The 13185-nt window shown below is 70.5% G+C and carries 12 protein-coding genes; 6 read left to right on the top strand and 6 right to left on the bottom strand.

From position 1 onward, the window contains the following. Positions 1–34: 34 nt before the first annotated feature. Entirely contained in the window at positions 35–2293 is a 2259-nt protein-coding gene (locus IF11_RS0105465; protein ID WP_030350270.1) for a DEAD/DEAH box helicase, read from the bottom strand. A 187-nt stretch (positions 2294–2480) separates the two neighbouring features. On the opposite strand from IF11_RS0105465, the gene IF11_RS0105460 reads away from it, so the two are divergent. Further along, positions 2481–3449 carry an alpha/beta fold hydrolase gene (locus IF11_RS0105460; RefSeq protein WP_240627578.1) on the top strand — a complete coding sequence of 323 codons (969 nt, stop codon included), beginning with the start codon at positions 2481–2483 and terminating at the stop codon, positions 3447–3449. Here IF11_RS0105460 and IF11_RS0105455 read toward each other — a convergent pair. Further along, complete coding sequence (locus IF11_RS0105455; protein ID WP_078490481.1) at positions 3435–4223, bottom strand: TetR/AcrR family transcriptional regulator; 789 nt, start codon at positions 4221–4223, stop codon at positions 3435–3437. The two genes, IF11_RS0105460 and IF11_RS0105455, sit on opposite strands and share 15 nt — an antisense overlap. A 126-nt stretch (positions 4224–4349) precedes the next feature. On the opposite strand from IF11_RS0105455, the gene IF11_RS0105450 reads away from it, so the two are divergent. Both IF11_RS0105450 and IF11_RS0105445 read left to right on the top strand, forming a co-directional pair. Next, the gene (locus IF11_RS0105450) at positions 4350–5147 is read left to right on the top strand and encodes a VOC family protein (protein WP_030350267.1); all 798 of its coding nucleotides are present in this window, start codon (positions 4350–4352) and stop codon (positions 5145–5147) included. A 98-nt stretch (positions 5148–5245) separates the two neighbouring features. Then, a complete protein-coding gene (locus tag IF11_RS0105445; RefSeq protein ID WP_030350266.1) occupies positions 5246–5533 on the top strand; it encodes a WhiB family transcriptional regulator in 288 nt (95 codons plus the stop codon). A gap of 189 nt (positions 5534–5722) precedes the next feature. Here IF11_RS0105445 and IF11_RS0105440 read toward each other — a convergent pair whose 3' ends face one another. The 4 genes from IF11_RS0105440 to ssgD all read right to left on the bottom strand — a co-directional run bounded on the left by IF11_RS0105440 (position 5723) and on the right by ssgD (position 10538). Next, on the bottom strand, positions 5723–6697 hold the full coding sequence (locus IF11_RS0105440) for an acyl-ACP desaturase (protein WP_030350265.1): 975 nt from the start codon (positions 6695–6697) through the stop codon (positions 5723–5725). 117 nt (positions 6698–6814) lie between these two features. Next, positions 6815–7600, bottom strand: a complete 786-nt coding sequence (gene ddaH, locus IF11_RS0105435) for a dimethylargininase (RefSeq protein ID WP_030350264.1) — start codon at positions 7598–7600, stop codon at positions 6815–6817. 139 nt (positions 7601–7739) lie between these two features. Next, positions 7740–10013 carry an ATP-binding cassette domain-containing protein gene (locus IF11_RS0105430; RefSeq protein ID WP_030350263.1) on the bottom strand — a complete coding sequence of 758 codons (2274 nt, stop codon included), beginning with the start codon at positions 10011–10013 and terminating at the stop codon, positions 7740–7742. A gap of 108 nt (positions 10014–10121) precedes the next feature. Further along, positions 10122–10538 (bottom strand): spore wall synthesis regulator SsgD, encoded by a 417-nt coding sequence (ssgD, locus tag IF11_RS0105425; RefSeq protein WP_030350262.1) that lies wholly within the window; start codon positions 10536–10538, stop codon positions 10122–10124. Positions 10539–10750: 212 nt separating this feature from the next. Here ssgD and IF11_RS0105420 point away from each other — a divergent pair, with 212 nt between their 5' ends. The 3 genes from IF11_RS0105420 to IF11_RS0105410 are packed head-to-tail and all read left to right on the top strand — an operon-like array spanning position 10751 to position 13039. Beyond that, complete coding sequence (locus IF11_RS0105420; RefSeq protein WP_051745534.1) at positions 10751–11938, top strand: WD40/YVTN/BNR-like repeat-containing protein; 1188 nt, start codon at positions 10751–10753, stop codon at positions 11936–11938. Positions 11939–11947: 9 nt separating this feature from the next. Further along, positions 11948–12313: an iron chaperone gene (locus IF11_RS0105415; protein WP_030350260.1), complete on the top strand. Its 366-nt coding sequence runs from the start codon at positions 11948–11950 to the stop codon at positions 12311–12313. Positions 12314–12358: 45 nt separating this feature from the next. Further along, positions 12359–13039 carry an endonuclease V gene (locus tag IF11_RS0105410; RefSeq protein WP_030350259.1) on the top strand — a complete coding sequence of 227 codons (681 nt, stop codon included), beginning with the start codon at positions 12359–12361 and terminating at the stop codon, positions 13037–13039. The last annotated feature ends 146 nt before the right edge of the window (positions 13040–13185 follow it).

Here is a 13185-nt window from a genome sequence, read left to right as displayed (position 1 = left end):
CCCACTCGCCATCGAACTCGCCGGGTGACCCCGACTACCCCTCGGTGCGAACCCGCACCCCCACCCCCACCCGAACCTGCTCCTCCTCCACGATCCTGCGTGCGATGTCGCGGTCCGAGACGTCGATCGCGTCGGGCGTGGCGTCTGCCAGGGCGCTGCGTCTGGCGTACGCGTCGAACAGGCGGTTCTTGTCCGCGAGGATGTCCAGCAGGCGTTGGTCCACGCTGTCCACCGCGAGCAGTCGGTGGACCTGCACCGGGCGGACCTGTCCCATCCGGTGGGCGCGGGCCACCGCCTGGTGTTCCAGAGTGGGTTTGACCTGCGGCTCGCAGAGGATGACCACCGACGCGGCCTGCAGGTTGAGCCCGATCCCGCCCGCCTGGATCTGACTCAGCAGCACGGCGTGGCCCGGGACCGCGGTGAAGCGGTCGACGATCCCCTGGCGGCGAGCGGCCGGAACGCTGCCGGAGAGCGGGCCGAACACCCCCTCGCCCAGGGCCTTTCGGACCGTGGCGAGAACATCCTGGAAGTACGAGAAGACGACGACCTTCAGTTCGTTCTCCGCCGCCTCGGTCACCAGCTCCCGCAGACGCCCGAGTTTCGCCGAGGTCTCCGGGCGGGCGTATGCGGCCCGGCGCATCCGCATGAAGTGGGCCGAGGCCACGGCCTCCCGGTAGGCCGCCAGATCCCCGGCGCTCAGTTCCTCCCACTCGTCGACCTGGACCAGCGCGGGCAGTTCGGCGAGGACGTCCTGCTGGTTACGGCGCAGATAGGCGGGGGCGACCGCCCGCCGGAAGGCATGGGAGCCCGCGACCGCGTCGATTCCCTCGACAGCCGGGGCCAGTTCGGGCTGAAGGCGCTGCACCAGGCTGCGGAACTCCGCGACCCGGTTCTCCATCGGCGTACCCGTCATGAACAGGACGTGTTCGGCCCGTGCCGTCCAGCCGGAGAGCGCACGGGATCTGCGGGTGTCCGGGTTCTTCACATAGTGGGCCTCGTCGACCACCAGCATCCGCGGCTCCCCGGGCAGCGGCCCCACGCCCCCGGGCAGCGGCCCCACATCCCCGGCCGACCGCTCCGCGTCCCCGGCCAGTGGCAGCGTATGCAGGGAGTCGAAGGTGGTGACAGCGACGCCGCCCCGCTCGCGCCACTCCGTGAACGCCTCCCGCCGCTCCGGGCCGTGTACCGGCACCGCCCGCAGCGTGCTCCGGGCGCGGATCTCCCGCGTCCAGTTGATCAGCACGCTGCTGGGGCACACCACCATGAAGTGCGTGCCGCCGCACGCCGCGAGATGCGCGAGCGCCGCGATGGCCTGCACCGTCTTGCCGAGCCCCATCTCGTCGCCGATGATCACCCGCCGCTGGCTCAGCGCGAAGCGCGCCCCGAACGACTGGTAGCCGCGCAGCGACACCCGCAGTCTGGTGTCGTCCAACTCCTGGGCCCGCACCCGCCCCGCGATCTCGGACGGCATGAACCCCTCGGACGCGGCGACATCGGGCGCGCTGCCCGTGGTCTCCGCCAGCACGCTGTAGTACTCGGCCGAGCGCAGCTCGAAGTCGACCCAGCACTCGACGTCCGAGGCCGGCTCCCGCAGCAGATCCACCGAGATCTGTGCGAGCAGCAGCGGGACGTCCGCATCCGCGGCCTCGTCAAGACGCTGCCGGATCCGGCCGACAGCGCCGAGGGCCCGCTCCCGCCGTTCCCGTCCCGCGAGCGCCATACGCAGCCGGCCGCGCGCGGGCTCGGCCTCCGGCAGCAGTGCGCGCAGTTCCGTGGTGAGCCGCTCGGCGGAGTCATGCGCGCGCCGCAGCCCCGGTCCCGCTTCGACCAGCCGGTGCAGAGCGGTCACCAGCGCGGTGGTGCGCGGCTCGGGGCGGTCTATGTCGATACGTACGGAGACGGTCTCCCCGACCGCCTCGGCGATCCGGGTGGCGGCGGCCACCGTCTGGTCGGCGGTGTGCCCGCCGACACCGGGCAGTTGGCGCAGGGCGTGCCGGCCCGCCTCGTACACCTCGCCCACGGAGGTGAAACCGGCCTGTTCGAGGGCGCCGAGCCGTAACCGTCCTGCGGTGACCTCCTTCAGCCGGGAGACCGGGATGGCGGCGAGTTCCGCGCCCGTCAGCTCGCGTTGGAGTGGGCGGAAGGCGTCCCGTATGGCGGTGACGGCGCGGTCGTGGTCGTCGAGCAGCCGCTGTGCGCTGTCGAGCAGCGACATCGCCGCGTCGAGCACGGCCCCGACTCTTCGCCCCGCGTGCGCCGGAGCATGTCCCGGCGTGGCCCCCGCACCTCTCATGCGCCTCTCCATCCGACACCCGCGACACCCGACACCCGCACCCGGCACCGGACCGACCCGCTCTGTCCGGACCTGACCGGCTCATATGCTCCCACGCCCACCGGGAATTCCGGCCGAGGGAACGAAACTAAACGAACGATCGTGCTAGCATCTCCCCATTCGTCGGCCGATCAAGGAGATCCGGGCCATGTCACCCATGACCGCGTTCGTCCAGACCGTCTCTCGTACCGCCCTGCGCACCGCCCTCAACGCCACCTCGTTCCTCGCCCCTCGGCTGGCCGGACGCGCCGCCTTCGCCGTCTCTCTCCATCCCGCCGGCCGCAGCCGTCTCCGCCCGGGGGAGAGCGATCTGCTCGCCGACGCCCGTATCGGACAGCTCACCGTGCACGGCAAGTCCGTCGTCACTCACCAGTGGGGCGACGGCTCGCGCCCCGTGCTGCTCGTGCACGGCTGGAGGTCACGCGCCGCGCGGTTCGGGGCGTTCGTCACGGCGCTGCGCGAACAGGGCTACAGTCCGATCGCGTTCGACGCCCCGGCGCACGGCGCCTCCTCGGGGCGGGACACCTCGATCGTCGAATACCGGGAGATCATCCGGCAGTTGCACGCGGAGCACGGCAGGTTCGAGGCCGTCATCGCCCACTCGTTCGGCGTGCTCGCGACGTTCTTCGCCCTGCGTGACGGCGTGGAGGCGCGCCGGGTGGTCGGGATCGGCGGAGTCACCGAATTCGGCTGGATCATCGACGCGTTCCGTACGCTGCTCGGTCTGCGGGAGCGCATAGCCCGCGACATGCGTGGTTATGTCGAGCGGATCATGTTCCCGGGGGACCCGGACATCTGGCGGCGCCTCAATGCCTCGTACCGCCCCGAGGAGATCGGCGCCCCTGTGCTGCTCTTCCACGACGAGCATGACGACACGGTGCCGCTCGGCCAGTCCCGGGCCCTCGTCCGCGCGTACGGGGAGGGCGCGCGGCTGGTGGTCACCCGGGGGCTCGGCCACCGGCGGATCCTCGCCGACCCCGAAGTGGTCGCCGCCGCTGTGGACTTCGTACACCAGGGGCGGCAGCACGCCGCCCCAGGGCTGTCGGACGAGCCGGTGGTACGGGACGAGCCGGTCGTACGGGACGCCGCCCCGCGCCCCGGATCAGCTGTCCTCTGACGCCTTCGCCCCCGACGCCCGGACGTCCCGCCCGAAGTCGACGCTCCTCGGGAGGGTGGCCGGGTCGGTCGCGGCGGCGCGCAGCCGGTTCAGAATGCCCCGGGCCGCCCTCTCGTAGGCGACCTCGTCGTCGTGCAGTACGGACTTGGCGTTGGCCGCCTCCATCAGCGCGATGATCTCGAACGCCAGCTGTGGCACGTCCAGTTCAGCCTCGAAGCCGCCCGCGAGCCGCGCCTTCTCGATGGTGCGTTCCACATAACTCACCCAGTCGTCCAGGGACGTGGCGATCGCGTCGTGCACCGGGCCGCTGCGCGCGTCGAATTCGGCGGCGACGGCGTAGAAGAAGCAGCCGCCGGCGAAGACCCGGGTCGAGGAGTACGTCAGCCAGTTGCGGCACAGCGCCCACACCCGTCCGGCGCCCGGGGGCAGTTCGCGCGTCGGCCGGACGACATGCGTGGCGTAGACATCGGCGGCCGCCCGTACCGTCGCCAGCTGAAGTTCCTCCTTCGAGCCGAAGAGGGCGAAGACACCGCTCTTGCTCAGCTTCAGCTCGGTGGCGATACGGCCGAGGGAGAGCCCCTCCAGCCCCTCGACCGACGCGATGTCCATCGTGCGGTCGAGCACCAGCCGCCGGGTCTGATTGCCGCGCTCGACGCGCCCGTCGGTACTGCGCGCGTCGGTACTGCGCGCGTCGGTACCGCGCCCGTCGGTACCGCGCCCGGTGTGGCTCCCCGTACGGACCTGCGTACGTCCGTCGCCGCGTGTGCCGCTCATTCCCCCACTCTACTGAACGCACGATCGTGCGGCCTCCTGTCCGGGCCCGGCAGCACATGCGAGGGCGCCGCGCGGGGAGGAGACTCGGAGGGGAGAGAGCTATGGGATCCCATGAAGGAGCGCGCCATGGTCAGCACCCCCTTTGTCACTGGTTCCCCGGTGTGGATCGACCTCGGCACCCCCGATATCGGGGGTGCGACCGCTTTCTACAAAGGCATATTCGGCTGGGACTTCGTGTCGGCAGGCCCGGATGCGGGCGGCTACGGCCTGTTCCAGCTGAACGGTAGGACAGCGGCCGGTGCCATGCCCGTGGAGCCCGGTCAGGCACCGCCTTCCTGGTCCTTGTACTTCCAGACGCCCGACGCCGATGCCACGGCCAAGTCCGTTCAGCAGGGCGGCGGTTCCGTGGTCTTCGAGCCGATGGACGTCATGGACCTCGGCAGGATGGCGGTCTTCACCGACCCGTCGGGCGCGGGCTTCTCGGTCTGGCAGCCGGGCAAGAACAAGGGCCTTGACGCCGTCAACGAGCCGGGCAGCATCTGCTGGGGCGAGCTGTACACCCCGGACGAGGACGCCTCGTACCGCTTCTACAACTCGGTCTTCGGCTGGGAGACCACGAGCATGCCGATGCCGGACGGAAACGGCAGCTACCGGATGGTGAGTCCGGCAGGTCAGGGCGCCGAGGGCATGTTCGGCGGCTTCGTGCCGATCGGCACCGACCCGGCGGAGTCCGACACGGGGCCGCACTGGCTCCTGTACTTTGCGGTCACGGACTGCGACGCTTCAGTGACGGCCGCGCGGAAGCTGGGCGGTACGGTCCGGGTGGCGCCGACCGATATCGAGGGCGTCGGGCGGTTCGCGAAGCTCGCCGATCCCTCCGGGACACGGTTCGCGCTGATGCAGGGCGTGGACCAGGCCGGCTGACGGCGGCGCGGGGGACGCCGGGTCCTTCGCGGACCGGCCGCCGTCTCGTTGACCGTTCGTCAATCACCTGTTTATCGCGGCCGGGCAACCTGTCCGGCATGCCGATCAACATCACCACCAGCACGACCGCCACGACCGACCGCAGCGAGCACGAACTCTCCTGGCAGGAGAGCGCGTTGTGCGCACAGACCGGGCCGGAATTCTTCTTCCCCGCCCCCGGCTCCTCCACCCGCGAGGCCAAGCGGCTCTGCGGCGCCTGCGAGGGCCGGGTGGCCTGCCTCCAGTACGCACTCGCCCATGACGAGCGATTCGGCGTCTGGGGCGGTCTCTCGGAGAAGGAGCGACAGAACCTCCGGCGCGACGCGGCCGGCCTGCACAGCACCTGAACCGGCCGCGTGACCGGGCCCGTAAATCGCCCGCGTGACCGGGCGCGTAAACCGGCCACGTGAACCGATCGCGCGTTACTCGGCGCGTCTCGACTCGGCGCGTCTCGCGTCTGAGCGGATCGTCGCCGCCGCCGAAGATCACGGCGACGGCGACGATATGGGCGGCCGGTACGGAACCGGCCGGCCGAATCAGCCTGCGGCGCGCGCCGCCATCCGCGCCTTGCGCGCGGCGAGCTTCTCGTCGAACTTGCTCGCCTCGCTGTCCAGCCCGCCCATGTACATGCCCAGCTCCTCCTGCGCCTTGAGCCCCTCCGGGCCCAGCCCGTCGATGTCCAGGACCTTCAGATAGCGCAGCACCGGCTGGAGCACATCGTCGTGGTGGATCCGCATGTTGTAGATCTCGCCTATGGCCATCTGCGCGGCGGCGCGCTCGAAGCCGGGCATGCCGTGTCCGGGCATCCGGAAGTTCACGACGACATCGCGGACGGACTGCATGGTCAGATCCGGGGCGATCTCGAAGGCCGCGCCCAGCAGATTCCGGTAGAAGACCATGTGCAGGTTCTCGTCGGTGGCGATCCGCGCCAGCATCCGGTCGCAGACCGGGTCGCCCGACTGATGTCCGGTGTTGCGGTGCGAGACCCGGGTCGCCAACTCCTGGAAGGCGACGTACGCGACGGAGTGCAGCATGGAGTGGCGGTTGTCGGACTCGAAGCCCTCCGACATGTGCGCCATCCGGAACTGCTCCAGCTTGTCCGGGTCGACGGCCCGCGAGGTGAGCAGATAGTCCCGCATCACGATGCCGTGCCGGCCCTCTTCCGCGGTCCAGCGGTGCACCCAGGTGCCCCAGGCGCCGTCGCGGCCGAAGAGGCTGGCGATCTCGTGGTGGTAGCTGGGGAGGTTGTCCTCGGTCAGCAGATTGACCACGAGCGCGATCTTGCCTATGTCGGTGACCTTCGACTGCTCGGGGTCCCAGGCTTCGCCGTTCTCGAAGATGCCCGGGAAGTTGCGGCCGTCGGCCCACGGCACGTACTCGTGCGGCATCCAGTCCTTGGCGACCTTGAGATGGCGGTTGAGTTCCTTCTCCACCACCTCTTCCAGCGCGTACAGCAGTCGGGCGTCGGTCCACGCGTCCGAACTGCCGAGGTGGGGAGAGGTGATCGACACGGGTGCTCCAGGGGGGACGGGAGGTTTACCTACGGGTTCGTAGGTTACGACACCGTAGGTTAAGGCCGCGGTAAGGCGAAGGCCAAGCCCGGGGGCGTCGAACATCCCTACGCTCGGTCATGCGCGCAGGTCGGGCAGGTCGCGAAGGCGCACAGAGAGGCAGGTCACGCACCCTTCGAGCTTCTCGTACTCGCTGATGTCGACCGGTACGGGCTCATAACCGAGCCGCGCGAACAGCTCCGCGCTCCTCGGCGCGCTCGCGGCCATCAGCAGCTTTCCGCCGCCGAGCAGCACCACATGAGCGCCCGGCTCCTCGGGCACGGGCAGAAAGCGCGGGAAGACGGACGGGGTGTCCACCAGCGGCTCGTAGCCGATGACGGTGGAGTCCGGCAGGGCCGTCACCGCCGACTTGAGATGCAGCACGGTACGTACGGGTACGGCGACGACCCGCGCCCCGAGCGGCTCGAAGGCCGCGCGCAGCTGCTGGATGCCCGCCGCGTTCGTCCGGCCGCCCTGCCCCACGTACACCGTGTCGCCGGTCTTCAGGACATCCCCGCCGTCGAGCGTGCCGGGCTCCCGTACGTGGTGCACCGAGCAGCCGAGCCCGGTCAACTCCGCCTCCACACCGGGTGTTTCGGGCCGACGGGAGGGGGCGCCCGGCCGGCCGACGAGGGCGACGTTCCGGAACATCACGACGGTGTCCTCGACGAACACCCCGTCCGGGCAGTCGTCGGCCGGCGCCACCTCCACGGTCTCCCAGCCGTGCGCGCGCAGCGTCTCGGTGTACCGCTCCCACTGGCGCAGCGCGAGTTCGGTATCGACGGGGGCGCGTTCGATATGGGTGACCAGCCCCTCGGCGAGGCGCGGGCTCGGGCGTCGGATCAGGGCTTTCCTGCTGGGCACGGGCGGGTCTCCAGATCGGTGAGGGCTCCGGATCGTTGGCGGGGTCCGGACCTGTACGGGGTCCGCACCCGTACGGTCCGGACCCGCCCATCATGACCCGCCGCGCCCACCGGACCCGGCCGACTCGGCACCTCCCGGCTCAGGCCGGGAGAAGGGCCCGCTCCAGCTCCCGGCGCAGATATTCGGCCGTGAAGGACTTGGGGTGCTCCAGCAACTGCCGTGGCGTGCCCTCGAAGACGATCTCCCCGCCGTGCTTGCCGCCGTCGGGACCGAGATCGATCACCCAGTCCGCCCGCTTGACCACATCCATGTTGTGCTCGACGCAGATCACCGAATTCCCGGCGTCGACCAGCCGGTCCAGCAGCGCCACCAGCGTGTCCACGTCCGCCATGTGCAGCCCGGTGGTCGGCTCGTCCAGTACGTACACACTGCCCGTGCGGTGCAGTTGGGTGGCCAGCTTGATGCGCTGGCGCTCGCCGCCGGAGAGTGAGCTGAGCGGCTGGCCGAGGGTGAGATAGGTCAGCCCGACGTCATTGAGTGTGCGCAGCTTCCGCAGCAGCGCCTTGTCCTCGAAGAACTCCATGGCCACCGCCGCCGTCATGTCCAGTACGTCGACGATGGAGCGGCCCCGCACGGTGTGCCGCAGCACGTCGTCATGGAAACGCCGTCCCTCGCACGCGTGGCAGGTCGTGGTCACCGGGTCCATGAACGCGAGATCGGTGTAGATCAGCCCGCGTCCCGAGCACTCCCCGCACGCCCCCGAGGAGTTGAAGCTGAACAGCCCCGGCGCGACGCCGTTCTCCTTGGCGAAGATCTTGCGGACGGTGTCCATGATGCCGAGGTACGAGGCGGGGGTGGAGCGGGACGAGGCGGTGATGGCGCCCTGGTCGATGACGATCGCCTCCGGGTAGGCCGCCGTGAACACCTCCGAGATCAGTGTCGACTTCCCGGACCCCGCCACCCCGGTCACCGCCGTGAGCACGCCGGTCGGGAACCGTACGTCGATGCCCTTGAGGTTGTGCAGCGCCGCGCCGGTCACCGGCAGCCAGTCGGCGGGGAAGCGGAACGACTCCTTGACGGGCGTACGGCGGCGCAGACAGCGGCCGGTGAGCGTATCGGCCTCCCGGAGCCGGTCCACCGGACCCTCGTAGACGACCTGGCCGCCGTCCGTCCCGGCCTTCGGGCCCATGTCGACGATATGGTCCGCGATCGCCATCACATCCGGGTCGTGCTCCACCACCAGCACCGTATTGCCCTTGTCACGCAGCCGTACCAGCAGATCGTTCAGCCGGCCGACATCGCGCGGATGCAGTCCCACACTCGGCTCGTCGAAGATGAAGGTGAGGCCGGTCAGCGAACTCCCCAGATGGCGCACCATCTTGAGCCGCTGGCCCTCACCGCCGGACAGAGTGGTGGTCTCCCGGTCCAGACTGAGATAGCCGAGCCCGATCCCGACCAGCCGCTCCAGCCGCTCACGGGCGGCGGCCGCGATCGGGGTCGCCACCGGATCGTCTATCCGGCCCAGCACCTCCACCAGATCGGCGACCTCCATGCGCGTGTGATCCGCGATGCTCAGCCCGCCGATCCGGGAGGCGAGCGCGGCCTCGTTGAGGCGCGCCCCGCCGCATGCCTCGCACAGCCGCTCCACCGTGAAGCGCGCCGCCGCCGCCTTGCGCTTCTCGGAGAGATTGGCGGTGTCACGCTTGAGGAAGAGCCGGGTGAAGCGGGAGACGATTCCCTCGTACCGCATATCGACCGCGCCCGACTTCACCTCGATACGGACCTTGAAGTCGCCGCCGTGCAGGAGCAGTTCACGCTCCTCGTCGGTGTACTCGCCGAGCGGCTTCGTACGGTCGAAATGGCCCGACTCCGCGTACAGACTCCACTCCCAGCTGTTCACCGAGAGCCCCGGCAGCAGCAGCGCGCCCTCGTCGAGCGACTTGGACCAGTCGATCGCCCGGTCGATGTCGAGCGCCACCACCCGGCCCACCCCGTCGCAGACCGCGCACATCCCCGACGGGTCGTTGAAGGAGTACGCGGTCGCCGCCCCCGCGCTCGGGACGCCGTGGCGCGAGAACAGCACCCGGATCACCGAGTAGATGTCCGTCATCGTGCCGACCGTGGAGCGGACATTGCCGCCGATCGGCTTCTGGTCGACGACGACCGCCACCGAGAGATCATCGATTCCGTCGACGTGCGGGCGCTCGTACTTCGGCAGGAAGCTTCTGATGAACGAGCTGAAGGTCCCGTTCAGTTGGCGCTGCGACTCCACCGCGACGGTGTCGAAGACGATCGAGGACTTGCCGGACCCCGACACCCCGGTGAAGACGGTGATCTTGCCCTTCGGAATGGTGAGGGACACGTCCCGGAGGTTGTTCTCACGGGCACCCGTGATGGTGATGTTCTGAGGCATGCCCCGACGCTAATCGGGAATCCCGACATCTTCTGTCGAGTTTTCCGGGCAGCGTCAGGTGCTCTGTCCGCCTGTCCACCAGGTGTGCTCGGTCGGGCGTGGGCGGGCTCAGCAGGCGTCGCGCAGCAGCTCGGTCAGGTCGTGGTCGAGATCCAGATAGAGATGCTCATGGCCCGCCGGGACGACATCCTGCGAGCGCTCCAGGAAACGCCGCAGTTCGGAGGTGCGCAGATGGACCATCGCGGTGCCCTCGGGAGCGTGGAACTCCAGCACCGTACGGCCGTACCCGAAGGGCCGCACCCGTACGTCCCCGACCCCGACGGGCTCGGTCATGCCCGTCGTCAGCAGCTCACGGGAGAACTCCCAGGTCACCTCGGTGCCCTCCAGCGTCGCCGGGGGCGGGAACGCCATTCGTACGGCGAAGGGGTCCGCCCGGTCGTAGCGCAGGGTCGCGGGTACGGTCTCCAGCCGGGGAACGGACGCGACCAGCCGGGCCTGTACGGCCTGTTCAATGACGAGCGTCATGGTCTGCTCCCCTTCGCCTGACCTGGATGAGGTCTTCCTCTAAGGAGAAAGACGGCGGAGCGCCTCGATACGTGCTCCAAAACGGGAGTGAGCTGTGTCACCGTGCGGCGGTCGGTGTCCCGCACGGCGCGATTCCGGCCAAGGTCGTGCCTGCGCGGGCGCGCTCTGAACGGGGTCCCACCGGTGGGCTAGCTTCCAGCGCCATGAAGGCCATGGGGAAGACGGGGAAGTCGAGGAAGCCGGGGAAGACGCGGCGCGTGTGGTGGGCGGGGCTCGCGGTCGCGGTGAGCGCGGCGACGCTGGCCACAGCGCTGGCCGTACCGGCACAGGCGGACGGGACGGACGGCGGTGGCAGGCCAGGCGACAGGCCCGGTGCCGGAACGCCCGGCTGGCACCTCACGGACACCGGCAGCGACGCGCGCTTCCGCGGGCTCGCCGCCGTCAGCCGCCGCGCCGCGTGGGTCGCCGGCTCCGGGGGTACGGTGCTGCGCACCGCCGACGGGGGCCGCAGCTGGCGCGATGTCTCCCCGGCCGTGGCGGACGAGCTGGAGTTCCGCGACATCGAGGCGTTCGACGGGCGACGGGCCGTCGCGCTGGCCATCGGCGAGGGCGAGGCGTCCAGGATCTACCGTACGGAGGACGGCGGGGCGCACTGGACGGAGTCCTTCCGCAACACCGACCCCAGGGCCTTCTACGACTGCGTCACCTTCTTCGACAGCCGCCATGGCCTCGCGATGAGCGATCCGGTCGACGGCAAGTTCCGCATCCTGTCCACCGGCGACGGCGGCTCGACATGGCGGGTGCTGCCCAGCGACGGGATGCCGGCCGCGCTGCCGGGCGAGGCGGGCTTCGCCGCCGGCGGTCAGTGTCTGGTCAGCTCGGGTCCCAAGGACGTCTGGCTGGCCACCGGCGGCGGTGCCACGGCGCGGGTCCTGCACTCCGCCGACCGCGGAGTGCACTGGACCGTCACCGACTCGGCGCTCCCCGGGGGCGATCCGGCGCGCGGTGTCTTCGGGCTCGCCTTCCGCGACCGGCGACACGGTCTGGCCGTCGGCGGCGACTACCGCGCCGACCAGGTGTCCCCGCGGGCCGCGGCGGTCAGCGGCGACGGCGGACGGAGCTGGCGACAGGCGAACACCCCGCCGCCCGCCTACCGTTCGGGCGTGGCCTGGCTGCCGCACAGCCGCTCGGCGGCACTCGCCGTCGGCCCGACGGGGACGGACCTGACGACGGACGGCGGCCGGAACTGGCGCACCATCGACACCGGTTCGTACGACACCGTCGACTGCACCCCGGATCTCGGCTGCTGGGCCGCCGGCGAACGGGGCCGGGTCGCCCGGCTGGACCTACTCGTCCAGGACGTGCCCGACCTGTTGATCGGGGCTTCGAATCCCGCATAGCCTCATGGAATGGTGCGGAGCGAGGCGAACGACGTAGCCGGCTATCTGGCTGAGGTGTCCGAGGAGCACAGGGACGCCTTGGCCGGATTGCGGCGGCTGTGCCGAGCGGAGCTGAAGGGCTTCGACGAGGTCATGGCGTACGGCATGCCCGCGTATGAGCGGGATGGCGCCGCTGAGATCGCGTTCGCCGGCCAGAAGCAGTACATCTCGTTCTACGTCATGCGTAGCGACGTCCGCGAGGCGTTCGGGGAACGGCTGGCCGGGCAGGACATGGGCAAGGGCTGCCTGCGATTCCGTAGACCGGAGAACATCGACTTCGACCTGTTGCGGGACCTGCTCAGAGCCACGGCGGCGCGCCCCGGCAAGATCTGCTGACGACGCCCCTCCCCAGGTCCGGACAGAGCCTAGGGTGTGATCACCATGCAGATGATAAGAACACCCGAGGACGAGACCGAAGCCCGCGCCATCCAGGACGAGCTGCGCGGTCTGGTCGTACGGGACGAGCCGGGGCCGCCGCCGGGTACCGGGCTGGTGACGGGGGTGGACGTGGCGTACGACGACGAGCGGGATGTCGTCGCCGCCGCGGCCGTCGTGCTCGATGCCGCCACCCTCGCCGTCGTCGAGGAGGCCACCGCCGTCGGTACGGTCGCCTTCCCGTACGTACCCGGACTGCTCGCCTTCCGGGAGATCCCCACCGTCCTGGCCGCCCTCGAAGCGCTCAGCTCGGACCCGGGTCTCGTCGTCTGCGACGGCTACGGCCGGGCCCATCCGCGGCGCTTCGGGCTCGCCGCGCATCTCGGGGTGCTCACCGGCCTCCCCGTGATCGGCGTGGCCAAGAACCCGTTCACGTTCTCGTACGAGCAGCCGGGCGGCCGGCGCGGGGACTCCTCGCCGCTGCTGGCCGACGACGGCGAGGAGGTGGGGCGGGCGCTGCGCACGCGGGAGGGCGTCAAGCCGGTGTTCGTCTCGGTCGGCCACCGCGTCGATCTCGCCAACGCCTGCGCGCACACGCTGCGGCTGGCACGCGACTACCGCCTCCCCGAGTCCACCCGGCGGGCCGACGCGCTCTGCCGCCGCGCGCTGCGCGAGGCGACCGGCTAGGTCCTGTCCGGCCGGTCTTCGCGGGACCGCGACGCGGCAGTGACATGAGCCGCTGCCGCGGCGGGCGCACGCTCGCCGCGTTGTCGGAGTCGCCCGAGTACGGCCGGGCCATCCACAACGCCGATCCTCCGCCTTGCGATCGCCGC

Source organism: Streptomyces scopuliridis RB72 (assembly GCF_000718095.1).
GTDB lineage: Bacteria > Actinomycetota > Actinomycetes > Streptomycetales > Streptomycetaceae > Streptomyces > Streptomyces scopuliridis.
This window is presented reverse-complemented; position numbering and strand designations above follow the sequence as displayed.